This is a genomic window from Chitinimonas sp. JJ19 (assembly GCF_036961565.1).
Classification (GTDB): Bacteria; Pseudomonadota; Gammaproteobacteria; order Burkholderiales; family Chitinimonadaceae; genus Chitinimonas.
This window is the reverse complement of sequence record NZ_JBAMDD010000006.1, coordinates 163674-188824: the sequence shown is the minus strand read 5'-3', so window position 1 is coordinate 188824 and position 25151 is coordinate 163674. Positions and strand designations below refer to the sequence as shown.

The following is a 25151-nucleotide window of genomic DNA, read 5'->3' as shown; positions in this document are numbered from 1 at the left end:
GCACTGTTGATCAAGCGCAGACCACCAGTCTGGCAAGCCCGTGTGACTGGTGTTCGGCCAAAGCAGGCATTTATGGTCCCTCAGTAGGCTGCCTGTTTCCAGCTCTAAGCGGATGTGATCACTAGCTCCCTTCGCACTATCTGCGCTACGGTAGGTCCGACCTGGCGAGAATTTCCAGTTCTGCCTGGAGTAAATCCGGGGGGGCGGACCACTGCCAGTGACGTATTTCCCCAGATTGTAGGGTGCCTAACGGCGCAAAAGATGTTACAAATCTCGTACTAGTCGCGTGATGTCCGACATTTAGACGTCGCAGTGACGTATTCAAACGCGTCTTATAGGACGTCTAATTAACGTTGAGCGTCTGGAGAGAGGTTTGGCTACCAAGATTCCAAATTCGGTTATCGGCGCGGTAGCATCTGTAATAGGCGCGTACTACTACAGCCATTCAACGCTTAACTCGCTCTTTATGGAAAGCGGTGCACCTGGTGACGTTCCTTCTGGAAACTGCGAGACGAAATGCTCCCTCTGGCTCAAGCGATGCAATGAAGATCCATCAGTCGATGCCTTGGCAGTACTGGGTCAAGTCATTCAGAAGTTTATGGATCAAGAACCCGTTGACTGGCGCCCCGATATCGCTGAGGGTCAAAAGCGCATACGCGAGAGCCTCGGGAAGAACCAACTCACATATCAAGTAAATGGCTACGTCGGGCTCGCCGGAGCAAGCCTAGCCACAAAAACACTTGCTGACTTCCTTCGGGCCGGAGACTTTGCCTCTGTGGAGGCAGAGTTTGGACGGGCTATCGGGCAGCTTGAGCGTGATCCCCATGCGGCCATCACTGCGGCATGCTCAATCATTGAGGCGACCTGCAAAACGTACATCGAGACGTTTGCACTTGAAATGCCCGCCAACCAGACGGTAACGCCTCTTTGGCGTACTGTGCAGAGTCACTTGGGTCTCAATCTAGACCCAACGCTCCGAGACGATCAGAAGAGAATCCTTCAAGGGCTGGCTTCCATCGTCGATGGTGTTGGCGCATATCGAACGCACATAGGCTCGGCGCATGGTCGAGGAGTAAGTCCGCCATCACTGGAGATCTCGGAAGCACGCCTAGCGGTGAACGCATCGCACTCGTTGGTAATATTCATCATGGAGCGCTGGCATTCATCGTAGACGCCCAACCCTTCGTTGCAGCGGACTGCCTTCGGCAGCCACTGATCTCAAACGTTATGCTTCTATAAGGCTCGCATACCGATGAAAATAGTATTTGGTGTTCTTGCTAGCGCATTAGCAATCTTCTGTTGGGCGGCTGATACACCCGTTGAAGTACCAAAGGTCTATCAAATGGACCTGTTTTCACTTATTTCATTTGCGCTAGCCATCGCAGCCTTCGTTTTATCTATCTTCATGGCTTGGCTTTCTTGGGAGTTCTACAAAAAATCCACAGAGGCATCTGAAAAAACCCAACAAGCCGTCACAAAAATTGAAACAGCCGTACTCAGTATTCAGTCAGAAATAACGGAGATTGTCCGCCGTGCTGTTGGCTACTGGACTGATGGCGGTACAAGTGAAGAATCTGCGGATCAAAAAGCTGAACTTGCAGCAAAGGTTGAAGAACTTTCTGTACAGATCCAGGCGGTTTCAGGTAACACCACTAACAAGCAAGACCTTGAAGAAAAGCTCGCAGAACTCGTTCGTCTGCAACGAGAGCAAGTATCCACGCTAAATGCTTCCGTCGTTGAAGCCAAAGCAAAGGCCTTTTTCCCCTCCATTGACAAGGGGCCGGTGGCTCGAATTACACAGAGCGTGCTAACAAATACTGATACGGAAAAGTCTGGAGAGTTAATTATTAATGTGCTGCGGCCGTCAAAGTTCGCCACTGCCACAGGAAAGTTTTCGCCATCGTTTCCGAACCTGCCGGAACTTGAAGTTCAATTGACATCAGCCCCGTCTTCTGATTTGAGACAGCTCGTGGTTAATTCTGGTGTTGGCAAAACAACCGATTTCAATATTCATCTTATCAGTCGCTCAGGCCTACTTGAGACCGGAACGTATGTCGTTCAATACAAAGCAACTGCTGCGGCGTAACTATGCAAGGCATAACACTACTTTCAACTTGACCTGCGCAAAAATCCGCGCAGTCGAATTGGCTTCACGTTAGGGTCCATATGAATATACATCCATTCTCGATATTGCTTACAATAACTGGCGGTTTAATTGTTGCCGGTCTATTGGGATGGATTAGACGGCCGCGCCTAGTTGTTCTCGTTCCCAGACTGTTCTCTCACTCTAGAATTTCTGACAAAGGGCAGATTGTAGAAATCTCCATAATGAATCGCGGCTTCAAAACCGAAGAAAGTATAGAATTATCGCTAAGTCCATCGATGCACTACGAACTGGTTGGGAGCAACAACCCCGACGCATCACTCGTGGCCGGGAAGTTAATTGTTCCTCGTATCGGAAGTGCGGATGATTGCTCCGTATTGCTACAGGTAGAAGGCGGGAAATTTACACATTCTGAAATCGTAAACTGCCTTTCCAAAGAAACCAAGGCCACCATAGCTACCAAACTCGAAGACGTTCCTGTAACGGCACAGCAGCGAGTTGAAATTATTATGTTTCTTGGCTTTATTTTACTTATAGCCCTACTTGCAATAAAAGGGGTGGACTATATGGCGGGCATAACTAAAACAAAAAATGAAGAAACCGAACCATTCTCCAATGAAATCACATCAAGCGAAACCCATGGCTGGAATATTGGAAAAATATACAAGAGAGATGCAAATCCCATTTATCAAGCCATAAGTTCGCAGAAGCTAAAAATAACAACTGCTTCTGCAAGGATTAAGAGTAACACAGTCACCATTCCAATATCCATCATCAACAACTCAGCTGAAACACTTACACTATCGCTCAACCTGATAAGCTCAGTAAATCAACCTCCGTTGTCAATATTAAAGAGTGGAATTAATATGGTTATAATTTTCCCTGGTGATTCAATACAGCGTGATCTTCAAGTTACAGTGTCAGCAGATCCTAGCAAGAAGAAAATAATGGCCGATCTATTTATCCAGTCGGCCGAAGGTGAAACATTGAGCGCGCGCAGAATAATTAACTTCAGTGAGCCCTAATCTTTCAGTTAACTGGACAGCCCAAAGCTACGCGTTGTGTTCCCTCTGCGGCTGCGTAGCTCCGGCTGTCTAACCCTGCTCTGCAGGGGACGCTGCGCAATAACGCGTCGCGCAGTGCCCCTAACCTTGAACGCTGAGTCTGGATTAGGGGTTACAGCGGCCACTTCATTCGGTCAGGGTGAGCGACTACTTTGGCCGAGACGCAGCCATTGATTAGGCACCTTGCAAAGCCACAGATCACAACCGCCAACCCGCAATCTGCATAGCCGTCGGTAGCCGCACCTGCGCAAACACAGACGCCAGCGAGCCCTCCCACCCAGCGCCGACATCAAACACCCACCACCGCCCCACCGCCCGTCGCAAAGCCTTGACGAATAGGGCAAGCCCGGGCCGCCAGTGGCGGCTGGCTCCGGTATAATCCGCCCCCTTTCCCTCCCCAGAGTTCGCCCTGCCGGGCGGCCACGCATGAACGTCTTTTACGAAGAAAGCGGCGACTTCAAGGTTGCTGCCATCATGAGCGAGTCCGACGCCAATCTGCAGATCGAGGACGCGCGCGGTAAGCGCAGCAAGATCAAGGCTGTGGATGTGCGGTTGCGCTTCGACAAGATCGCCCTCGCCGATTTCATGCCGCAGGCGCAGGCCATGGCCGAGCAGCTGGACCTCGACTTTTTGTGGGAGGTGGCGGGTACCGAGGAGTTCGGCTTTCTGGAGCTGGCCCGCGAGTACTACAGCCCCAACCCAACGGCGCTGGAGCAAGCGGCGCTGGTGGTGCGCCTGCATGGTGCGCCCATGTATTTCTACCGCAAGGGCCGGGGCCGCTACAAGGCGGCGCCCGAGGACAACCTGCGGGCGGCCAAATCCGGCATGGAGAAGAAGGCGCGCGAGGCGGCGCTGATGGCCGAATGGCAGCGTGAGCTGCAGGCCGGTACCTTGCCCGAGGCGCTGAAATCGCATATCCGCACCCTGCTGCACCGGCCGGACAAGAACACCATCGAATGGAAGGCTGTGGCGGCCGCCGCCGATGCGGCGCAGAAGTCACCGCTGCGCCTGCTGGCCGGCTGTGGCGCCATACCCGATGTGGAGACCTGGCTGCTGGATGGTTTCCTCAGTGAGTACTTCCCCAAGGGGACGGGCTTTCCGGCCATGGAGCTGCCGGCGGCGCCGGCTGACCTGCCCGATGCCGGGGTACGGGCTTTCTCCATCGATGATGCTGCCACCACCGAGATAGACGATGCGCTGTCGGTGACGGTGCTGCCCGATGGCAATACCCGCGTGGGTATCCATATTGCGGCGCCCACCTTGGGCATGGCGGCCGATGCCACCATGGAACAGGTGGTGCTGGCACGGCTGTCTACCGTCTACTTCCCCGGCGACAAGATCACCATGCTGCCCGATGCGGTGGTGGAATCGTTTACGCTGGCCGAGGGCCGCGATTGCCCGGCGGTAAGCCTGTATGTGACGGTGAACCCCGAGCTGCAGGTGATTGCCAGCGAAAGCCGGCTGGACCGCGTGCATATTGCGGCCAACCTGCGCCACCACGATCTGGACCCGGTGTTCAACGAGGAGACGGTGGGCCTGGCCGATGGCGGGCCGGACTATCCGTGGAAGACCGAGCTGATGTTCCTCTGGCGCTTTGCCATTGCGCTGGAGATAGGCCGTGGCAAGCACGACCCCAACCGGGTGGAGCGGCCGGACTACAGCTTTGCCATCGACCGCGACGAAGCGGGCGGCAAGCGGGTGCGTATCTATCCGCGCAAGCGCGGCAGCCCCATGGACAAGCTGGTGGCCGAGCTGATGATTCTGTGCAATTCCACCTGGGGCAAGCAGCTGGCCGATGCGCGCATACCCGCCATCTACCGTGCCCAGGCCATGGGCCGGGTGCGCATGACCACCCAGCCCTCGCCCCATGTGGGCCTGGGGGTGGCGCAGTACAGCTGGGCCAGCTCGCCGCTGCGCCGCGCGGCCGATTTCATCAACCAGCAGCAATTGGTGGCCATGCTGCAAGGCACGCCGCCGCGCTATGCCCCGCGCGACCCCATGCTGTTTGCGGCCCTGCGCGATTTTGACCAGACCTATAACGCCTATGCCGAATTCCAGGGCCGGATGGAGCGCTACTGGTGCCTGAAGTGGCTGGAGCAGGAAGGCGTGCGCGAGATAGGCGCCACCGTGATCAAGGAAAACCTGGTGCGCTTTGACGGCCTGCCCTTGATTCTGCGGATTGCCGGCCTGCCCGAACTGGCACGCGGCACCCCGGTAAAGCTGCAACTGATCAGCACCGACTACCTCGACCTGGCGCTGGAATGCCGCCTGCTGGAAGCCGGCGAACCGGTGGCCGTGGTGGAAGAGGAAGAAGAAGTGGCCGAGGCGGCGGAAGTGCCCGAGGAACTGGCCGAGCCCGCCGTGGCCGAAACACCTGTAGCACCGGCCACCCCGGCCGAGGAGTAAACCTGTCATGCAGCCCAATAATCGAATCGATCATTTCCTGCCCGTGCGTTTTGGCAATGGCACCCTGGTCAAGCAGTTCTCCAAGCCCTGCATCAAGTGCCAGCAGCTGCTGCACGCGCGCCATATGCATGGCATTGCCCGCGTGGTGGAAGACCATATGGCGCTGGCCGCCACGGCCCATTGCCCCAGCTGCCATACCCAGTTCCCCATTGCCTGCGTGATCGACAACGAGAAGCGCGTGCGCCGGGTGGTGTTGCCTAATTTCCTGTTCAAGCTCTACCTGCGCAGCCTGCCGGCCAACGCCATCGAGCAGAAGGCCCGCGAGGATGGCCAGCGGCAGGCAGCGCGCGAGCAGCCTGCCCCCCAGGCAGAGCCAGTGCCCAGCGTGGATTACCCCCGCGCCGATGCGGTGCTGGGCCAGTATCAGGGCAAGCCCATACCGGCTTATATCGTGGTGAATGGCCAGGAAGTACCGTTCGACCGGGTGGACCCCGAAGGGCGGGTGGCCAATGGTGAATACCTGCTGGATGGCTGTTTCGTCTATAAAGCCGCTTGATTTGTACCCAACTGGTGGCAGCTACCCACTGCCGCTCCCCTAAAAAACGATTCTCATAAGGAAGACAACATGGCTCAACGTACCCCCCTGTTCGATGCGCACCTGGCCGCCAACGGCAAGATCGTGGACTTTGCCGGCTGGGAGATGCCGATCAACTACGGCTCCCAGATCAAGGAGCACGAGGCGGTGCGCGGCGATGCAGGCATGTTCGATGTGTCGCACATGACGGCCGTGGACGTGCGTGGCGAGCGGGCTACCGAGTTCTTCCAGAAGCTGATCGGCAACGATGTGGCCAAGCTGGGTTTCGAGGGCAAGGCCTTGTATTCGGGCATGCTGAACGAGGCCGGCGGCGTGATCGACGACCTGATTGTCTACAAGACCAGTTGGGGCTACCGCGTGGTGGTGAACGCGGGCACCACCGATAAGGACCTGGCCTGGATGGCGCCGATTGCGGCATCGTTCCACGTGGAACTGACCCCGCGCCGCGACCTGGCCATGATTGCCGTGCAAGGCCCCAATGCCATCGCCAAGGCCCAGGCTGCCCGCCCGGACGCCGCCGAGCTGATTGCCGGCCTGCAGGTGTTCCAGGGCTTGCCCATGGGTGATTGGTTCTTTGCCCGCACCGGCTACACCGGTGAAGACGGCCTGGAAATCTCCATGCCTGCGGCCGAGGCGATTCCTTTCTGGAACGCCCTGATCGCCGCTGGCGTGGCCCCTGCCGGCCTGGGTGCGCGCGATACCCTGCGCCTGGAAGCCGGCATGAACCTGTACGGCAACGAGATGGACGACAACACCTCGCCCTTGGCTGCTGGCATGGGCTGGACCATCGCCTGGGAACCCGCCAGCCGTGATTTCGTGGGCCGCAGCGTGGTAGAGAAGGAAAAAGCCGCCCGCGCCGCCGGTGGCGCCCTGCTCAAGCAGGTGGGCCTGGTCTACGAAGGCAAGGGCGTGCTGCGTGGCCATATGAAGGTCGTGGCCGAATCCGGCGAGGGTGAGATTACCTCCGGCACCTTCTCGCCGTCCCTGCAGGTATCCATCGCCATGGCCCGCGTGCCGCTGGCTGTCAAGGTAGGCGACACCGTGCAGGTGGATGTGCGCGGCACCCTGCAACCGGCCCGCGTGGTGAAGATGCCCTTTGTGCGCAATGGCAAGAAGGTTTACGAGTGAGTCTGAGCAAGCGCCTCATTGAGGCGCTTTTTCTTGTTTGCCTGGGGGCCGCAATGAGCGCAGAACGACCCAAGGATGACGATGCCCTGCAGGAATTCCTGATCTGGCAGAGCCGGGATGTGGCGGCGGTGGAGCAGCGTTTTCGCGCCACCATGGCGGCTTACCCCGATGGCAGCAGCGAGCAGGCCCAGGTCGCCACCCAGGTAGCCCGCACGCTGGGGCTGCAGCAGCGCTTTGACGAAGGCCATGCGCTGCTGGATCAGCTGGCCCCCCGGCTGGATGCGTTGCCGCCCATCGTGACGGTGCGCTACCTGCTGGAACGCGGCCGCTTGTTCAATTCTGGCAAGCAGAAAGATAAGGCCCGCCCCCTGTTTGAACAGGCCTGGGACAAGGCGCGCAGCATAGAGGCCGACTACCTGGCGGTAGATGCCGCCCATATGGTGCCGTTTACCGTGCCGCCGGCCGAGCAACTGGCCTGGAATCTCAAGGCCGTGGCCTATGCCGAGGCCAGCAGGCAGCCCCGGGCCAAGCGCTGGCTGGCCTCGCTGTACAACAATATCGGCATGGCCTATCAAGACATGGGCCAGTACGAGCCCGCCCTGGCTTACTTCGAGAAGCAACTGGCCGAGCGCCGCCAGCAAGGCCAGGCGGGGCCGTTGCGGGTTGCCCGCTGGATGGTGGCCCATGTGCACAGGCTGATGGGCAGGCACGAAGCCGCCCTGGCCGAGCAGCTGGCACTGGAACGCGACAATGCGGCGGCGGGCGAGGTGGACGGCTATGTGTTTGAGGAGTTGGCCGAGCTCTACCTGGCCCGCCAGCAGGGCGACGAGGCCAGGCGTTACTTTGGCCTGGCCCACGCGGCGCTGTCGCAGGATGCCTTCCTGCAACGCGATCAAGCCGAGCGCTTGGCACGAATGAAGCAGCTGGCCGGGCAGTAGTAATTTGGTTCATGTACAACGCGACAGATAAGTCTCTGTAGCAGCAGCGTAACTGCCTACAGATTTGGTAGAATCCGCGCAAAATCCAACCGTGCCTGCTGGCCGGTCCGATAATCCGGCGCCAAAAGCGCCACACCCAAACGGAAGCGATCCCATGAGCACCCATATCCCCAGCGATCTGAAATACGTTGCCAGCCACGAGTGGCTGCGCGTTGAAGCCGACGGCAGCGTGACCGTGGGCATTACCGACCATGCCCAGAGCCTGCTGGGCGATGTGGTGTTTGTGGAAGTCCCCAAGGTGGGCGCCCAACTGGCCGCCGACGAGCAGGCTGGTGTGGTGGAGTCGGTCAAGTCCGCTTCCGATGTGTACGCCCCGATTGCTGGCGAGATACTCGCCGTGAACGAAACCCTGGCCGATGCCACCGAGTCGGTCAACACCGACCCCTACGGTGCAGGCTGGTTCTTCAAGATCAAGCCGGCCAACCCTGCTGATCTGGACGGCCTGATGGACGCCGCCGCCTATGGCAAGGAAATCGGCGCCTGATTTAGTCATTGAGCACAGGAGGCACCCCATGCTGCGCCTGAAATCCACCCTCGCTGCCCTGTTGCTGGCTGCCGCACCCATGCTGGCCCTTGCGGACAAGGCCTTCGACGGGGTGTGGCAGGCGCAGCACGGCGAGTATCTCATCGTCACCACCAGCGGCACGGTGCTGATCGGCATGGAACTGATACCGAACAGCGCCAGTCAGCCTGAGCTGGCCGGGCCGCTTTCCGGCACCTGGGCCGATACCCTGCTGGCCCAACTGGGGCAGGCCGGCGAGTTTGCCGGCACGCTCAACAGCGGCAAGCTCAGCCTGCCCATGCGTGGCCGCCTGCTGGCCCCCGGCGAGCTGGAAGTGACGGTACTGGGCTGCTCCCGCCCCGGCGAAACCTGCGCCGATACCGCCAGCATGGTGGTGCGTTACAAGAAAGTGCTCTGACGCTGCGCACAAGCAATACCCGCCGGTCGCCACAAGCGGCCGGTTTGCCATTTTGAATATCGCCCCGTGCGATGAACCATACCTAGTAAGGGTCATACCATGACGCCGCTTCTCTCGCTGGAAAACCACGACGAATTCATCCACCGCCATGTCGGCCCCGATCAACACGAAATCGCCAGCATGCTGGCAAGCGTGGGTTCGGATTCGCTGGAGGCCATGGTGAAGGACACGCTGCCAGGCACCATCCTGGGCGGATCGCCCTGCGCGCTGCCCGATGCCGTGACCGAAGAAGCGGCGCTGGCGGAAATCCGCGCCATTGCCAGCAAGAACGTGATTGCCCGCTCGTTCATCGGCATGGGCTACCACGAGACCATCACCCCCAAGGTGATACTGCGCAACGTGATGGAAAACCCAGGCTGGTACACCGCCTACACGCCCTACCAGGCCGAGATTTCGCAGGGCCGCCTGCAATGCCTGCTGAACTTCCAGCAACTGGTGCTGGACCTGACCGGCCTGGAGCTGGCCAATGCCTCGCTGCTGGATGAAGCCACCGCTGCAGCCGAAGCCATGGCCATGGCCCGCCGTGTATCCAAGTCCAAGTCCAACCGCTTCTTTGTGGACCGCGACGCGCTGCCGCAAACCATAGATGTGATGAAAACCCGTGCCATGGCCTTTGGCTGGGAACTGATCTACGGCACGGCGGCCGAGGCCAAGGACCATGAAGTCTTCGGTGCCTTGTTCCAGTACCCCAATGTCAACGGCGAAATCGCCGAGCTGGAAGCCGCCGTGGCGGCCATCAAGGCCATGGGCGGCCTGGTTGCCCTGGCTACCGACCCGATGGCCCTGGTGGTGCTGAAGTCGCCGGCCGCGCTGGGCGCCGACATCGCCCTGGGCTCGGCCCAGCGCTTTGGCGTGCCCATGGGCTTCGGTGGCCCGCACGCAGCCTTCTTTGCCACCCGCGACGAGTACAAGCGCTCGGTGCCTGGCCGCATCATCGGCGTGTCGGTCGATTCGGCCGGCAACCCCGCCCTGCGCATGGCCCTGCAGACCCGCGAGCAGCATATCCGCCGCGAGAAGGCCAACTCCAATATCTGTACCTCGCAGGTACTGCTGGCCAATATGGCCTCGCTGTATGCCGTCTACCACGGCCCGGTCGGCCTCAAGCGCATCGCCGACCGTATCCACCGCCTGACCGCCATCTTTGTCGAAGGCCTCAAGCGCGTGGGTGTGACCGTGCAGACCCGCCATTTCTTCGACACCGTGGTGGTAGACCTGGGCGCCAAGGCCCATGCCGCCTACGAAGCCGCCCAGAGCGCCGGCTACAACCTGCGCCATGTCTCCAGCAGCCAGCTGGGCATCAGCTTTGGCGAGCGCAGCAACCGTGCCGATGTGAAGGCGCTGTGGGCTGCCCTGGTCGGTGAAGCCGCCAAGGCCCTGGATGTGGAATTGCTGGACCAGGAACGCGTTGCTGCGCTGCCTGCCGGCATGCTGCGTACCGATGCCATCCTGACCCACCCGGTGTTCAACGCCCACCACACCGAGACCGAGATGCTGCGCTTCATGAAGAAGCTGCAGAACAAGGATCTGGCCCTGGATCACGCCATGATCTCGCTGGGTTCGTGCACCATGAAGCTGAACGCCACCGCCGAGATGATTCCGGTGACCTGGCCCGAGTTCGGCGATATCCACCCGTTTGCCCCGGCCAGCCAGACCCGTGGCTACCTGGAGCTGGTGGAAGGCCTGAGCGAGCAGCTCAAGGCCATTACCGGTTTTGACGAGATCTGCATGCAGCCCAACTCGGGCGCGCAGGGCGAATACGCCGGCCTGCTGGCCATCCGCCGCTACCACGAGGCCCGTGGCGATGGGCATCGCAATATCTGCCTGATCCCGCAATCGGCCCACGGCACCAACCCGGCTACCGCGCAGATGATGTCCATGCAGGTGGTGGTGGTGGCATGCGACGACAACGGCAACGTCAACGTGGCCGACCTCAAGGCCAAGGCAGAGGAACACAGCAAGAACCTGTCCTGCCTGATGATCACCTACCCGTCCACCCACGGTGTGTTCGAGGAAGCCATCCGCGAAATCTGCGACGTGATCCACGCCCATGGCGGCCAGGTCTACATGGACGGTGCCAACCTCAACGCCCTGGTGGCGTTGGTGAAGCCGGCCGAAATCGGTGCCGATGTGTCGCACATGAACCTGCACAAGACCTTCTGCATCCCCCACGGCGGCGGCGGCCCCGGCATGGGCCCCATCGGCCTCAAGGCCCACCTGGCCCCCTATATGGCCAACCATGTGGTGGCCCCGATCGACGGCCCGCACCGTGGCCAGACCGCCGTATCGGCAGCACCGTTCGGTTCGGCCTCCATCCTGCCCATCTCCTGGATGTATATCCGCATGATGGGTGGCAACGGCTTGAAGAAGGCCACCCAGGCAGCCCTGCTGAACGCCAATTACATGGCCAAGCAGCTGTCGGCCCATTACCCCATCCTCTACACCGGCAAGAACGGCCGCGTGGCGCACGAATGCATCATCGACCTGCGCCCGCTCAAGGCCGCCAGCGGCGTGACCGAGGTGGATATCGCCAAGCGCCTGATGGACTACGGCTTCCACGCGCCGACCATGAGCTTCCCGGTGCCCGGCACCTTCATGATTGAGCCGACCGAATCCGAATCCAAGGCTGAGCTGGATCGCTTTATCGATGCCATGGTGTCCATCCGCAAGGAAGTGGAGCAGGTACAGCAAGGCACCTGGCCGGCCGACAACAATCCGCTGCGTAACGCCCCCCACACCCAGTTTGCCGTGGTGGGCCAGTGGGAACGCCCCTACAGCCGTGAAGTGGCCGCCTACCCGCTGGAATGGGTGCGCGAGAACAAGTTCTGGCCTAGCGTGGGTCGGGTTGATGATGCCTACGGCGACCGCAATGTGGTCTGCTCCTGCCCCAGCATCGACGCCTACCGTTAAGCGCCTTCTGGCTAGCGGCCAACCTGATATTGGCCGCTACCGAGGCGGTGCGCTGCGGTGAGCTTGGGCGTGCCCCCACGCCCTGCCACATGAGTTAAAGTGTTTGAAGCCCGGCCTGGTCCGGGCTTCTGTTCATAGGGAGCCAGATTCATGACCACATTGCCGGCCATATTGCAGGAGCCCATACAGGCGCTGCTGGACGAAGGCGACAAGCAATTCGACAAGGGCCGTTTCGACGCCGCCCTGGCCAAGTACGAAGAGGCCCGCGCCCTCTTGCCCAGCGATCTGGAACGCTGGGAAGCCAGTACCTGGGTGCTGGCTGCCATAGGCGACGCCTGCTTCCTGATGGGCGAGCACGACCGTGGCCAGCAGGCGCTGGCACAGGCATCGGAATGCCCGGAGGGGTCAACCAACCCGTTTATCCAGCTGCGCCTGGGCCAATGCGAGTTTGAGCTGGGCCGGCTGGATCAGGCCGTGGTTGCCCTGAGCCTGGCCTATGCCACAGGTGGCGAAGAAGTATTCGAGGATGAAGACGCCAAGTATCGGGCGTGCGTGCACCAACATTGATCGATACGGCCCCGGCGATACAACGGGGCCGAAAAGGCGGCAGCGCTTACCTGTCCGTCCCCAGTGCAACGCACAAAACCGGCGTAGCCAGCGCAGATCCGATTGTGGATGGGCGTGGGTACAACAGGCTGGCCAGGTCGTGTGTGTCGTACTCAACAGGAGCCTGCCATGTCCAGCCTGGATGAACGCCTCGAACAAGCCCCGCAAACACTGGCCGCCTTGCTGGCCAGACCATTTCCAACCGAACTTGCCGAACCCAATACCACCTATGCCTGGGAGTTCTATCAGACATTTCTTGCCGATGCCCCCGACCGCCTGATCGACGTCCTTTGCGGGGACTACCACGATAGCGAAGCCGACCGCTGGGACAATGAGGATGAGGAGGCAGAAGAGCCCGAGACGTTGTATGACTACGAAGCCAGCTATGATCGCATCTACGAACGCGCCATCTCCGCCGTCGAACAGGTGATGGGGCCAGCCGTGCGCATCACCGGCCCCTCGGATAGCGGCGAACATTTTGACGATACCCTGTTCAATTTCGATAGCAGCGAACTGGCCTATTGGCTACACGGTGACCGTATTGCCCTTATCCATTACGCCAGCCACGCTGGCGACGGCGACTTTCAACTATCGGTCAGCGCTGCAGTGATACCTCGCCGCAGCGGTAGTTCCGCATGACATGGTGGTGCCAGCCATCGGTCATGCCCTGAAAGAGTCTCATCCCGTACTACCCCGCATGATCGGCGGCCGGGAAAAACAAAACAGCCCGGCCTGAGCCGGGCTGTTCCATGTAGCGCCCTGGCAGTCGCGTGCCAGGACTACATCGTCATGCTTAACGCTTGAAGCGCAATTCTGCTACGCGGTCGGCTTCCACGCTGGTGGCGACGCCTTCATGGGCGGCGCGCTCGAATATCTCGGTGAGCGTGTCGCCGATGCGGCGTACATGAGCTTCCACTTCGTTCTCCGGCTTCTTCAGGTGCTCGTAGCAGACCTTGATGATGCCGCCGGCGTTGATGACGAAGTCGGGCACATAGAGTATGCCCTTCTGGCGCAGGAACTCGCCGATGTCGGCGGTAGCCAGCTGGTTGTTGGCGCCGCCAGCCACGATCTTGACCTTGAGGCGGCCCAGGGTATTGGGGTTCAGCGTGGCGCCCAGGGCGCAGGGGGCGTAGATGTCGGCTTCCACGTCGTAGATGCTGTCCACCGGCACGACTTCGGCGCCCAGCTCGGTACGGGCGCGTTCCAGCGCTGCCTGGTCGATATCGGTGACGATCAGCCTGGCGCCGGCCTGGCGCAGGCGGCGGGCATAGTCGAAGCCGACATTGCCCAGGCCTTGCAGGGCCACGACCAGGCCTTCCATGGAGTCACGCTTGAGGTGGTACTTCACGGCGGCCTGTGCGCCAACAAAGCAGCCCAGGGCGGTGAAGGGCGACGGATCGCCGGTCTCGCCCAGGCCGGCCACATGGCGGGTCTTGCGGGCCACATGGGCCATGTCGTCGGTATTGGTGCCCACGTCTTCGGCCGTCACATAGCGGCCGCCCAGGCGCTCCAGGGCTTCACCCAGTGCCTCGAACAGCACAGGGGTCTTGTCGGTCTTGGGATTGGCGATGATCACGCTCTTGCCGCCGCCTATGGGCAGGCCGGCAACGGCGTTCTTGTAGGTCATGCCGCGCGACAGGCGCAGCACATCGGTAACGGCGTCGGCTTCGCTGGCGTAGTTCCACATCCGGCAGCCGCCCATGGCGGGGCCCAGGTTGGTGTTGTGGACAGCCAGGATGGCCTTGAGGCCCGACTTGGGCTCGGACACGAACACCACTTGCTCGTGGTTGTCGAAGTTGGGTTCGCTGAATACAAATGCGGTCATGCTTTTGGCTCCGCGCGGAATGGCCGGCAACGCAAGCGAGAAGGCTAGGTCGGCAGGCTGGGTCCGCAGAAAAATCGTGTTTTTCGGGTCATGCAGCGCGGCGATAGACCACGCTGCCATGCGGTCGGCAATTGTGTCGCCAACCGAGGCCGAATCGTAATGCGGGTTAGCCGTCATGGCTAGGGTGTGTGCCTGATTTTTCAGCAATATAGGATGGGCGGTCCCTGCCTCATCCATGAGGCGCGTTAGTCACAGGTCAGAACGAGCGCTAGTGAGGCTCCCTCCACGCACCGTGCAACGTGGACTTCCGGCGCGGCGGCGCGGGCGGGGGGTGTGGACTCAATCAAGGGAGAGCCTACTGGTTCAGACTGCGCTGACGTTTAGCGCCAGGGTTCCCCTGGCGCCTGCTCCACCCGTCATCACCCATACATGACGCAAGTACATACAGGCTCTCAACTGCGCTTGAATGCCCCTAGCAGCACACCTGCCGCCACGAAGGCACCCCCGGCTGCGCGGTTGAACCAGCGCATGCGGCCATGCTGGCGCAGCCAGCTGGCCAGGCGGGCACCACCGCCGGCATACACACACATCCAGCCTGTCTCTATCAGCACAAAGGTCAGCAGCAATAGGCTGGCCTGGCCGGCCATGGGCTGTCTGGCGTCGATGAACTGGGGGAAGAACGCCACCCCGAACAGAATGGCCTTGGGGTTGGATAGGGCGATCAGCACGCCGATGCGAAAGCGCGCCCAGGCACTGTCGGCATCGGGCCTGCCCTCGGTTTCCAGGCCATCGGCACTGGCACGCCAGGTCTTGATGCCCAGGTAGATCAAATAGGCCGCCCCCACATACTTGATGACATCGAAAGCATGGCTGGAGGCCAGCAGCACGGCGCCCAGGCCACCCAGCGAGATGGACAGGATGACGGCCAGGCCGGCCAGCAGGCCCAGCATGGTGCTGCTGGCGGTACGGCCCAGGCCATGGTGTATGCCGTGGGTCATGGCCAGCAACATATTGGGGCCGGGCGTGCCCGATATCACGAAGACGGCGCCGACATAGGCGAGCCAGAGTTGGAGGGACATGACAGACTGCCTGTAGCGTGAACGGAGAGGTGAGCCATGCTAACGCGTACGGCCAGGTCGGGCAAAATCCCGGTTTTATCGTAAGCTTGCCGGTATCCATCGCAGCCTGTCTCCTCCATGCGCCTGACCTTACCTAGAGTCCCTCCTGTGCTTCATCAACTCACGGGAGATCCCATCATGCAAATCAAGGCCTTGTTGTTGTCGGTTGTCGTTGCTGGCGCATTGAATGTACCGCTTGCGGCGGCAGAGCGGCCCGGCGTACCCGCCGGCTGGAGTGCTGCCGGCCAGGTCGGCAAGCAGTTCGAGGTAGGGTATGACGAACAGGAGGGGGCGGTTTACCTGCGCTCGCTGGGCGAGCCGGGCGAGCAGCTGGGCGCCTTGACCCAGACTATCGATGCCAGGCCCTATATCCGGCAGACCCTGATGCTGAGCGCCGAGGTCAAGACGGAAGACCCGAAAGTGCGGGCGGAGCTGTTCATGCGGACAGTAGGCCCGAAGCCAGGGACGCAGACGGGGGAATCGGTGAATTCCGGCGCAGGCTGGAATGCCGGCAAGGATTGGACCGAAACCAAGGTGCAGGTGGGCGGCATGGTGGACGAGCAGACCCGCTCGCTGGATTTTGGGCTGGTGCTGCAGGGCAAGGGCAAGGTCTGGATACGCAATGTGCGCCTGGTGCCGCTCGGCCCGGTGGTGGTGCAGGCCAGCAATATGCCGCTGCACATGGCCATTGATGTTGCACCCAGCGTAGGCCGTGCGGTGAATCTGACGCTGAGGCCATGATCCATCATCCCTATGCGCCGTTCACTGCGGCGGCCAGCCTGACAGCGCTGCTGATGGCGCTGCTGGCATTCGCTTTGGCCTGGTGCTGGCCGGCGGGCTTCTCCGCAGACTTGGCGGCATTGCTGCTGGCCTATGCGCTGGCGCTGGGCACGCTGCAACTGGCGCGCCGCTGGCCGGCCCCTGCGGTCATGCTGGCGGCACTGGTGGCGGCGCTGGGCCTGGGTGCTTGGGTAGGCGGGTTGGTGGCGGAGTATTTGCGCCAGCATGCCCAGCTGGCGTCCCGCCCACCTGGGCGCAACCAGTTGTATGTGCTGCTGGCGCTGTGCCTGTTGTTGCTGCCCGGTGTGGTGCGGCGCTGGCTGAGCTGGCGTGAGCAGGCGTTGCTGGCTGCCCAGGCCGAGCGACATGCGGCCGAACGGACGCTGCTGGAGGCGCAGCTAGCCGCGTTGCAAGGCCAGATAGAGCCGCACTTTCTGTTCAATACCCTGGCCAATGTGCAATACCTGCTGCGGCGCGATGCGCCGCTGGCAGATCAGATGCTGGCCAGGCTGCTGGCCTACCTGCGGGCGACGCTGCCCGAAATCCGCCAGGTGGAGGTCAGGCTGGGGGAGGAGCTGGAAAGGGTGCGCGCCTACCTCGATATCATGCAGATACGCATGGGCGAGCGGCTGACCTTCCGGATTGAATGCCCGCCGGAGTTGGAAGCGGCGCAATTGCCGCCGCTGGCGCTGGCCACCCTGGTGGAGAACGCGCTCAAGCATGGCCTGGAGGGCAAGCCCGGTGGCGGCAGTGTGACGATTGCCGCCGTCCAGGCCGATGCGCAGCTGCGCTTGAGCGTGGCGGATGATGGCCTGGGTTTTCATGAAACCGGCTCGCGCCAAGGTGGCGTGGGTTTGCGCAATCTGCGGCAAAGGCTGCTTGCGCTGTATGGCGCCAAGGGCGAGCTGGTGCTGGAGGCCAAGCCAGAGGGCGGCGTGCTGGCGACCCTGTGCCTGCCCCTGGTCCATGCCAAGGATGGCGTATGAAAGCCAGGGCCATCATTGCCGAGGACGAGCCACTGCTGCGCGCCAGGCTGCGTGAAGCGTTGGCGGCGCTGTGGCCGGACCTGGAGATCGTGGCCGAAGCCGAGGACGGCCTGGCCGCCGTGATCGCATTGAATCAGCTGAGGCCGGATATTGCTTTTCTGGATATACGCATGCCCGGCGCATCCGGCATGGAGGTGGCGCGCTCGGCCTCCGGCCTTTGCCATGTGGTGTTTCTGACCGCTTACGATGACTACGCCATCCAGGCATTTGATGCCGGCGCAGTGGATTACCTGCTCAAACCGCTGGATCTGGCACGCCTGGCGACGGCGGTGACCCGGCTGCAGCAGCGGCTGCTGCAAGCCCCTGCCGATCTATCCCTCCTGGCCCAGCGGCTGCAGGAGCCGGGCTGGCTGCGCTGGATACATGCGGCCTGCGGCTTGCAGATGCGCATCATCCCGGTGGAGGAGATTGCCGGCTTTGTGGCGGAGGCCAAATACACCCGCCTGCTGGGCATTGGCTTTGATGCCCATATCCGCAAGACCATCAAGGAGCTGGCCGCCAGCCTGGAGCCGGAGCGGTTTTGCCAGATCAGCCGGGGGGCGGTGGTGAACCTGGGCCGGGTGGAAAAGCTCACGCGCGACGGCAGCGGTGGCATGCGGCTATGGGTGGAAGGAACCGAGCTGGTGGTTACCCAGCCCTATCAGCATCTGTTCAAGCAGATGTAGCGTGGGGTGTGTCGAACGAATCAAGCGGCGCAAAGACAAAGAGCCGGCATGGGCCGGCTCTTTGCATGGTGGCAGCACAGCGCTTAGCTGGTCAGGCCTTCCAGTAGCTTTTGCAGCTCGCCGCTCTGGTACATCTCGCCCACGATGTCCGAACCGCCGACGAATTCGCCACGGATATAGAGCTGGGGGATAGTGGGCCAGTTGGCGAATTCCTTGATGCCCTGGCGGACTTCGTCGTCGGTCAGCACATTGACGGCCGCAAAGTTCACATTGCAGGCCTTGAGTATGCTGACTGCCTTGGCCGAGAAGCCGCACTGCGGGAAGGTGGGCGTACCCTTCATGTACAGCACGACCGGGTTTTCGGTGACGGTTTGGCGGATTTTTTCCTGGGTATCCATGACACTCCTCGCAGGCCATCGGGCGGCCGGTTGCGTAATAGCTGATTAATTCAGTCGGGAATTTTACGCGGTGGCTGGTGTGGCCGGCAAGCCTGCTGAGCGGTTTCAGTCAAACAGCGCCAGGTTGCTGCCTGGCGGCGGCTTGTGCTGGTGCTCGAATGCCAGCAAGGCTTGCTTGCGTGGCAGGCCACCGGCGTAGCCAGTGAGCGAGCCATCACCACCGATGACGCGGTGACAGGGCACGATCAGGCCTATGGGGTTGGTGGCATTGGCACGCCCCACCGCACGGGCGGCGCCCGGCTGGCCCAGGGCCTGCGCCAGTTCGCCATAGCTGACGGTCTCGCCATAGGGTATCTGCACCAGGGCCGCCCAGACTGCGTGCTGGAAGGGCGTGCCGCTGGGCGCCAGCGGCAGGGTGAACTGCTGCCGGGTGCCGGCCAGGTATTCGCGCAACTGTGCCATCACCGCCGCCAGGCGGACGGTGTCGTGCCGTGCACCTGCGGCAACGGCCGTGGTTTCGGCGTGGTCGAAGAAGCTCAGGCTCAGCAGGCCACCCTGGCCGTTGACCTGCGCCACCATGCGGCCAAAGGGCGAGTCGATGGCGTCCCAGTAGCGGTCGCTCATGCGGCATTCTCGCTGGCCATGGGTTTGAGGCTGGCCCACAGGCGGGCGGTGGCCAGGCTGCGATGGGGGGCGTAGCAGGCCATCAGCGCCTGGGTTTGGGCGGCATCGGGCCGTTGGGGCAAGGCAAACTGGCGCTGCAGGGCGGCGACTAGGCCGGCGTCACCCACTGGCACGCAGTCGGCAAAGCCGGCCCCCCGCAGCAGGGTGTATTGCGCTGTCCAGGGGCCGATGCCGCGCAGGGCGGTGAGTCGCCGCAGGGCTGCCGGCGCCGATTGATAGGGCAGTTGCTCGATATCGATGCCCTGCTCGACCAGGTGGCGGGCAGTATCGACCAGATAGCTGGCCTTGGAGCGGGAAAACTTGCGCTCGCACAGCAAGGCTGGGTCCAACGCGGCCACGGCGGCTGGGCTGGGATGGGCCTGCATGCCCTCGCCGGCATCGGCACCCGCCAGCAGGATGACCTGACGGCGCAACTGGCCGGCAAACGTCAGATTCACCTGCTGGCCGACGATGGCCCACACCAGGGCCTCCCACACGCTGGCGCTGAGCGGGAACACCAGGCCCGGCTGGCTGGCCTGCAGTTGCAAGGCTTGTGGGTCGCTCAGGGTTTCTTCCTGCGGGCGCCATAGGCCCAGGCAGCGCAGTGCGGCTTGGTGGGCGGCCGCCATGGTGGCCGGCGCCAGCCTTTGTTCGCTGGCGACTTCGCAATAGGCCTGGCCGGGCGCCAGGGTCAGGCTCAGCCGGATGGCCTGCCCCTGTACCAGCATGGCCTTGCAGAGATGGTTGCCGCTGCGCCGCTCGGCGGGGCCGTCGGGGTCGCGGCCCAGGTAGGCCAGCACCTCGGCGCTGCGGTAAGCCTGTGGCAGGCGCAGGGTGAAGCCGCTGCCGGCCAGCATGCTGCGGTAGCTGCCCGGCGTCATACCCTGTTCGGCCAGGAACTGGCGGTGGAAGGTGGCTTCGCTGCGATAGCCCACAGCGTAGGCGATATCGGCCACGGCAGCGTCGGACGCTTGCAGGTGGCTGAGGGTGGCCAACTGGCGGGCATGGCGCAGCAGGGCTGCCGGGCTGGTATGGCCATGCTCGCGGCAGAGGGTGCCCAGCTTGGTGCGGGATACTCCAGCCAGTCGGGCCAGCGCCGCCGGGTCGGCCACTTCGCTGCAATCGGCCAGCAGGCGCGCCTGCAAACCTTCATAGATGGCTTCGTCGCTATCCTGGCCCCGGTAGTACAGATCGGGCCGGCAGCGCAGGCAGGGGCGCAGTCCGGCTGCGCGGGCGGCTGCCTCGTCGGCAAAGAAGCGTACATTCGCCAGCTTGGGCTTGCGCGCAGGACAGGACGGCAGGCAATAGATGCCCGTGGTCAGCACGCCTGTCAGAAAGCGGCCGTTGTAGCGGACATCGCGGTCCAGTATGCGCTGGTAGCGCTCGGTATCGGTAACCATGGCAAGAGTCTAGCGCGAGCGGGTGGTTTGCGGCTGTCATCGCTGACGCTGGAATTGGCGGGCGCTGGATAGGCTGCAATCAGTTCAGTTTGCGTTAACCCGATCAGGCGCTCAATGCCGTTCAAGGTACTACAACCCCGAACGGCCAAGGAGGCTGAAATGAACACCAAGAAGCTGATCGCCCTGTTGCTTGCCACCGCCTCGCTCGGCGCAATGGCCCAGCGTGGCAACCTGGTTGAGATCCAGGTGGAAGACCGTTACGGTCGTGACTACCGTGAATACCAGCACCGTGGCAGTGCCTGGGTGGCAGGCGAGCAAGGCGAGGCCTACCAGGTGAGGCTGCGTAATCTCACCGACGAGCGGGTATTGGTGGTGCTGTCGGTTGATGGTGTCAACGCCGTCAGCGGCGAGACCGCCGGCTACCAGCAGACCGGCTACGTGCTGGAGCCCTACGGTGACACCGTGGTATCGGGCTGGCGCAAATCCATGGGCAGCGTGGCCCGCTTCTACTTTACCGACCTCGGTGACAGCTACGCTGCCCGTACCGGCAGGCCGGACGAAGTAGGCGTGATAGGCGCCGCCGTGTTCCGCGAGCGCCGCTATATTCCACCGGTAGTCATCGCCCGTGATCGCGATGCCCGGGCCATGGAAGAAAGCGCACCGCGCGCCAAGTCGGCGCCGTCTGCCGCGCCGCAGATGGGCACCGGCCATGGTGAGATCGAGGACTCGCAGGCACGCCGTACCCGGTTCGAGCGGGCCAGCACCCAGCCATCCGACCGTCTGGCCCTGCGCTATGACAGCCGTCGCAACCTGGTGGCCGCTGGGGTGATACCGGGCCGTCGCCACCAGCGCGATGAACCCAACCCCTTCCCGCAGGAAGGCTTCACCCCCGACCCACCCCGCTATGGCTGGAATCGCCGTTGAGAGCCTGTTATGGGCTAAGGTTTTGGATGGGGGGTGTAGGGTAGTGCAGGCGCCAGGGGGGCCCTGGCGCTGAACGTTGGCGCGGCCTGAAGCGGTAGGCTCTTCCTTGATTGAGTCCACACCCCCCGCCCTCGCCGCCGCGAGGGAGCCTCGCTGGCGCTCGTTGTCGAGCCTTTCTGGGCTGAAGGTATCGATGGGTGTGACGCCTGAGCAGGCGCCAGGGGGACCCTGGCGCTAAACGTCAGTGCAGCCTGAACCGGTAGGCTCTCCCCTGATTTATCCCACACCCCCCGCCCGCGCCGCCGCGCGGGAGCCTCGCTGGCGCTCGTTATCATTCTGAATTAGCGTCAGCGCCTGCTGTGGGCTCTGCTATGAAAGGGTGATGGCAGGTGGCGTAGGCGCCAGGTTGAGCCTAGCGCTAGACGTTGGCGCAGCCTGAACCCGTAGGTTCTCTCCTCGATTGAGTCCACCCCCCGCCCGTGCCGCCGCGACGGAAGTCTACGTTGCAAGGTGGGGGGCGGGAGCGTCAGCCCAGCTTGCGCTTCAGTACTTCGTTCACCTGCGCCGGGTTGGCCTTGCCCTTGCTGGCCTTCATGCATTGGCCGACCAGGGCGTTGAAGGCTTTTTCCTTGCCGGACTTGTACTCTTCCACCATGGCGGCATTGGCGGCCAACACTTCGTCGATGATGGCTTCGATGGCGCCGGTGTCGCTTTCCTGCTTGAGCCCGTCGCGTTCGATGATGGCGTCGGCACTGTCGCCGGCTTCCCACATCTTCTTCAGCACATCCTTGGCAGTCTTGTTGTTGATGGTGCCATCCATCACGCGGCGTATCAGCAGCGCCAGGGCGTCGGCGGCGACCGGGCTGTCGGCGATGTCGCGCTCTTCGCGGTTCAGCGTGGCCGAGATTTCACCCATGATCCAGTTGCTGGCCAGCTTGGCATCGGCGCCGGCAGCCACGGTGGCTTCGTAGTAGCTGGCCATGGCCTTGCTGGACGTCAGGGTGGCGGCATCATAGGCGGGGATACCGTATTGCGACTGGAAGCGGGCCTGCATGGCTTCCGGCAGTTCGGGTAGCTCGCTGCGCACCCGCTCTATCCAGGCCTCGTCTATCACCAGCGGCGGCAGGTCCGGGTCGGGGAAGTAGCGGTAATCGTGCGCGTCTTCCTTGCTGCGCATCATGCGGGTCTGGCCGCTATCGGGGTCGAACAGCACGGTGGCCTGCTGGATCTTGTGGCCGTCTTCAATCTGCTCGATCTGCCACTGTACTTCGTACTTGATCGCCTGTTCCATGAACTTGAAGCTGTTCAGGTTCTTGATCTCGCGTCGAGTGCCGAATTCCTTCTGGCCCAGCGGGCGTACCGAGACGTTGACGTCGCAACGGAAGCTGCCTTCCTGCATATTGCCGTCGCAGATGCCTATCCAGGTCACCAGGCTGTGCAGGGCCTTGGCATAGGCGATGGCCTCGGCGGCCGAGCGCATTTCCGGTTCCGAGACGATCTCCAGCAGCGGGGTGCCGGCGCGGTTCAGGTCTATGCCGCTCATGCCGTGGAAATCTTCATGCACCGATTTGCCGGCGTCTTCCTCCAGGTGGGCGCGGGTCAGGTTGATCACCTTGTCCTGGTCGCCTACCCGTATGGTGACCTGGCCGCCCTCGACCACCGGCACCTCGAACTGGCTGATCTGGTAGCCCTTGGGCAGATCGGGGTAGAAGTAGTTCTTGCGGGCGAAGATGGACTTGCGGTTGATCTTGGCGCCGATGGCCAGGCCGAACTGGATGGCTTTTTCCACCGCCGCGCGGTTCATCACCGGCAGCACGCCGGGCAGGGCGATATCCACCGCACTGGCCTGGGTATTGGGCTCATTGCCAAACGTGGTGCTGCTGGCCGAGAAGATTTTCGACTGGGTCGAGAGCTGGGTGTGGATTTCCAGCCCGATAACGACTTCCCATTGCATCTTGCGTATTCCTTCCATGACTGGGCCGCCGGGGCGGCCTGTCGATTGATCCCTGTTTGCTTACAGTGCCGGCGCGCGGGTGTGCCAGTCGGTAGCCTGCTGGAACTGGTGGGCGGCGTTGAGCAGGCGTGCTTCGCTGAAATAGTTGCCTATCAGTTGCAGGCCCACCGGACGGCCGTTGGCGCCAAAACCCACCGGGTGGGCAATGCCGGGCAGGCCCGCCAGGTTGACGCCCAGGGTGTAGATGTCGGCCAGGTACATGGCAATCGGGTCGTCGCCCTTCTCGCCCAGGTTCCAGGCCACCGTGGGGGCGGCCGGGGCGGCAATCACGTCACATTGACCAAAGCCGGCCTGGAAATCCTCGGATAACAGGCGGCGGACCTTCTGGGCCTTGAGGTAATAGGCGTCGTAATAGCCGTGGCTGAGTACATAGGCACCGGTCAGGATGCGGCGCTTCACTTCCCAGCCAAAGCCTTCGGCACGGCTCTTCTCGTACATGTCGTTCAGGTCGGTGTACTCGGCGGCGCGGTGGCCATACCGCACGCCATCGAAACGGCTCAGGTTGCTCGACGCTTCGGCCGGGGCAATCACATAGTAGGCGGGGATGGCCAGCTCGGTGCGTGGCAGGCTGATCTCCACCACCTCGGCACCTAGCTTGCGGTACTCGGCCAAGGCCGATTCGATGGCGGCGGCCACGTCGGCCGCCAGGCCGGCACCAAAGTACTCGCGCGGCATGCCGATGCGCAGGCCCTTGAGCGGTTGGTTGAGATCGCGGCTGTAGTCTTCCTTGGCCATTTCCAGGCTGGTGGAATCACGTACATCGTGGCCGGCCATGACATTGAGCATCAGGGCACAGTCTTCTGCAGTCTGGGCGATGGGGCCACCCTGGTCCAGGCTGGAGGCATAGGCGACCATGCCATAGCGGCTGACCACGCCATAGGTGGGCTTGAGCCCGGTGACGCCGCAGAAGGCTGCCGGCTGGCGGATGGAGCCGCCCGTATCGGTGGCCGTGGCGGCCGGCGCCAGGCGCGCAGCAACGGCTGCTGCCGAACCGCCGGAACTGCCGCCGGGGACGGCATCCCTGTCCCAGGGATTGCGTACCGCGCCATAGGCACTGTTCTCGTTGCTCGAGCCCATGGCGAACTCGTCCATATTGGTGCGGCCCAGCGTGACCAGGCCGGCTGCCGTACAACGCTCCACCACACCGGCATCATAGGGCGAGACAAAATGCTCCAGCATCTTGGAGCCACAGGTGGTCTTCCAGCCTTCGGCGCAGAAGATGTCCTTGTGGGCGATGGGCACGCCGGTCAGCAGGCCGGCATTGCCGGCGGCGCGGCTGGCATCGGCGTTGCGGGCCATGGCCAGCGTCAGCTCGCGGTCCACCGTGATAAAGGCGTTGAGCGCGCCCTGGGCGGCTTCTATCCGAGCCAGATAGTCACTGGCCAGTTCGACTGCGGAGGTCTTGCCGGCGGCCAGTAGGTCGGCGGCTTGCTTGAGTGTGTAAGTCATAATTTGCCGTGTTTAGGGTGACCAATTTGAGGCTGGGCCCAACGAAGAAAATGGTAATCGTGTTCAAACAGCGGTGCTATC

The 25151-nt window shown here is 62.2% G+C and carries 23 protein-coding genes; 16 read left to right on the top strand and 7 right to left on the bottom strand.

What is annotated here, in order from left to right; all coding sequences use genetic code 11:
• Nucleotides 1–373: 373 nt before the first annotated feature.
• The 12 genes from V7714_RS09740 to V7714_RS09685 all read left to right on the top strand — a co-directional run bounded on the left by V7714_RS09740 (nucleotide 374) and on the right by V7714_RS09685 (nucleotide 13427).
• The gene (locus tag V7714_RS09740) at nucleotides 374–1171 is read left to right on the top strand and encodes an abortive infection family protein (RefSeq protein ID WP_335709539.1); all 798 of its coding nucleotides are present in this window, start codon (nucleotides 374–376) and stop codon (nucleotides 1169–1171) included.
• A gap of 81 nt (nucleotides 1172–1252) precedes the next feature.
• Nucleotides 1253–2086: a hypothetical protein gene (locus tag V7714_RS09735; protein WP_335709538.1), complete on the top strand. Its 834-nt coding sequence runs from the start codon at nucleotides 1253–1255 to the stop codon at nucleotides 2084–2086.
• Between the two features lie 242 nt (nucleotides 2087–2328).
• Entirely contained in the window at nucleotides 2329–3129 is an 801-nt protein-coding gene (locus V7714_RS09730) for a hypothetical protein (RefSeq protein WP_335709537.1), read from the top strand.
• 465 nt (nucleotides 3130–3594) lie between these two features.
• Nucleotides 3595–5574, top strand: a complete 1980-nt coding sequence (locus V7714_RS09725; protein ID WP_335709536.1) for a ribonuclease catalytic domain-containing protein — start codon at nucleotides 3595–3597, stop codon at nucleotides 5572–5574.
• A 7-nt stretch (nucleotides 5575–5581) separates the two neighbouring features.
• Nucleotides 5582–6130: a hypothetical protein gene (locus V7714_RS09720; protein WP_335709535.1), complete on the top strand. Its 549-nt coding sequence runs from the start codon at nucleotides 5582–5584 to the stop codon at nucleotides 6128–6130.
• A 69-nt stretch (nucleotides 6131–6199) separates the two neighbouring features.
• Nucleotides 6200–7297, top strand: a complete 1098-nt coding sequence (gene gcvT / locus V7714_RS09715; RefSeq protein WP_284195628.1) for a glycine cleavage system aminomethyltransferase GcvT — start codon at nucleotides 6200–6202, stop codon at nucleotides 7295–7297.
• A 53-nt stretch (nucleotides 7298–7350) separates the two neighbouring features.
• Entirely contained in the window at nucleotides 7351–8235 is an 885-nt protein-coding gene (locus V7714_RS09710; RefSeq protein WP_335709534.1) for a tetratricopeptide repeat protein, read from the top strand.
• 154 nt (nucleotides 8236–8389) lie between these two features.
• Nucleotides 8390–8779, top strand: coding sequence for a glycine cleavage system protein GcvH (gene gcvH, locus V7714_RS09705; protein ID WP_335709533.1), 390 nt, complete (start codon nucleotides 8390–8392; stop codon nucleotides 8777–8779).
• A gap of 28 nt (nucleotides 8780–8807) precedes the next feature.
• On the top strand, nucleotides 8808–9215 hold the full coding sequence (locus V7714_RS09700; protein ID WP_335709532.1) for a hypothetical protein: 408 nt from the start codon (nucleotides 8808–8810) through the stop codon (nucleotides 9213–9215).
• Between the two features lie 99 nt (nucleotides 9216–9314).
• A complete protein-coding gene (gene gcvP / locus V7714_RS09695) occupies nucleotides 9315–12182 on the top strand; it encodes an aminomethyl-transferring glycine dehydrogenase (RefSeq protein WP_335709531.1) in 2868 nt (955 codons plus the stop codon).
• 150 nt (nucleotides 12183–12332) lie between these two features.
• Nucleotides 12333–12749: a tetratricopeptide repeat protein gene (locus V7714_RS09690; RefSeq protein ID WP_335709530.1), complete on the top strand. Its 417-nt coding sequence runs from the start codon at nucleotides 12333–12335 to the stop codon at nucleotides 12747–12749.
• Between the two features lie 168 nt (nucleotides 12750–12917).
• Nucleotides 12918–13427 carry a hypothetical protein gene (locus V7714_RS09685; RefSeq protein ID WP_335709529.1) on the top strand — a complete coding sequence of 170 codons (510 nt, stop codon included), beginning with the start codon at nucleotides 12918–12920 and terminating at the stop codon, nucleotides 13425–13427.
• 154 nt (nucleotides 13428–13581) lie between these two features.
• On the opposite strand, the gene V7714_RS09680 is transcribed toward V7714_RS09685, so the two are convergent.
• Together V7714_RS09680 and V7714_RS09675 are read right to left on the bottom strand one after the other, a co-directional pair.
• On the bottom strand, nucleotides 13582–14613 hold the full coding sequence (locus tag V7714_RS09680) for a Glu/Leu/Phe/Val family dehydrogenase (protein WP_335709528.1): 1032 nt from the start codon (nucleotides 14611–14613) through the stop codon (nucleotides 13582–13584).
• Between the two features lie 452 nt (nucleotides 14614–15065).
• Nucleotides 15066–15692, bottom strand: a complete 627-nt coding sequence (locus V7714_RS09675; RefSeq protein ID WP_335709527.1) for a LysE family translocator — start codon at nucleotides 15690–15692, stop codon at nucleotides 15066–15068.
• Nucleotides 15693–15869: 177 nt separating this feature from the next.
• Between V7714_RS09675 and V7714_RS09670 the strand changes: the two genes are divergently transcribed.
• From V7714_RS09670 to V7714_RS09660, 3 genes are read left to right on the top strand one after another with little or no spacing between them, the layout of a single operon-like run.
• Nucleotides 15870–16472 carry a hypothetical protein gene (locus V7714_RS09670; protein WP_335709526.1) on the top strand — a complete coding sequence of 201 codons (603 nt, stop codon included), beginning with the start codon at nucleotides 15870–15872 and terminating at the stop codon, nucleotides 16470–16472.
• Nucleotides 16469–17497, top strand: a complete 1029-nt coding sequence (locus V7714_RS09665; protein ID WP_335709525.1) for a sensor histidine kinase — start codon at nucleotides 16469–16471, stop codon at nucleotides 17495–17497. The genes V7714_RS09670 and V7714_RS09665 overlap by 4 nt, the downstream gene beginning before the upstream one ends.
• Nucleotides 17494–18222 carry a LytR/AlgR family response regulator transcription factor gene (locus V7714_RS09660; protein ID WP_335709524.1) on the top strand — a complete coding sequence of 243 codons (729 nt, stop codon included), beginning with the start codon at nucleotides 17494–17496 and terminating at the stop codon, nucleotides 18220–18222. The genes V7714_RS09665 and V7714_RS09660 overlap by 4 nt, the downstream gene beginning before the upstream one ends.
• An 83-nt stretch (nucleotides 18223–18305) precedes the next feature.
• Here the strand turns inward: V7714_RS09660 and grxD are convergent, their stop codons facing one another.
• The 3 genes from grxD to V7714_RS09645 form a co-directional block, all read right to left on the bottom strand.
• A complete protein-coding gene (grxD, locus tag V7714_RS09655) occupies nucleotides 18306–18620 on the bottom strand; it encodes a Grx4 family monothiol glutaredoxin (RefSeq protein ID WP_284195636.1) in 315 nt (104 codons plus the stop codon).
• A 105-nt stretch (nucleotides 18621–18725) separates the two neighbouring features.
• Nucleotides 18726–19244, bottom strand: a complete 519-nt coding sequence (locus V7714_RS09650) for a methylated-DNA--[protein]-cysteine S-methyltransferase (RefSeq protein WP_335709523.1) — start codon at nucleotides 19242–19244, stop codon at nucleotides 18726–18728.
• Nucleotides 19241–20683: a DNA-3-methyladenine glycosylase 2 gene (locus V7714_RS09645; RefSeq protein WP_335709522.1), complete on the bottom strand. Its 1443-nt coding sequence runs from the start codon at nucleotides 20681–20683 to the stop codon at nucleotides 19241–19243. The genes V7714_RS09650 and V7714_RS09645 overlap by 4 nt, the downstream gene beginning before the upstream one ends.
• Nucleotides 20684–20842: 159 nt before the next feature.
• On the opposite strand from V7714_RS09645, the gene V7714_RS09640 reads away from it, so the two are divergent.
• Nucleotides 20843–21607, top strand: a complete 765-nt coding sequence (locus tag V7714_RS09640; RefSeq protein WP_335709521.1) for a hypothetical protein — start codon at nucleotides 20843–20845, stop codon at nucleotides 21605–21607.
• A gap of 526 nt (nucleotides 21608–22133) precedes the next feature.
• On the opposite strand, the gene gatB is transcribed toward V7714_RS09640, so the two are convergent.
• Both gatB and gatA read right to left on the bottom strand, forming a co-directional pair.
• On the bottom strand, nucleotides 22134–23561 hold the full coding sequence (gene gatB, locus V7714_RS09635; RefSeq protein ID WP_335709520.1) for an Asp-tRNA(Asn)/Glu-tRNA(Gln) amidotransferase subunit GatB: 1428 nt from the start codon (nucleotides 23559–23561) through the stop codon (nucleotides 22134–22136).
• A 60-nt stretch (nucleotides 23562–23621) separates the two neighbouring features.
• Nucleotides 23622–25073, bottom strand: a complete 1452-nt coding sequence (gene gatA / locus V7714_RS09630; RefSeq protein ID WP_335709615.1) for an Asp-tRNA(Asn)/Glu-tRNA(Gln) amidotransferase subunit GatA — start codon at nucleotides 25071–25073, stop codon at nucleotides 23622–23624.
• Nucleotides 25074–25151 lie beyond the last annotated feature (78 nt).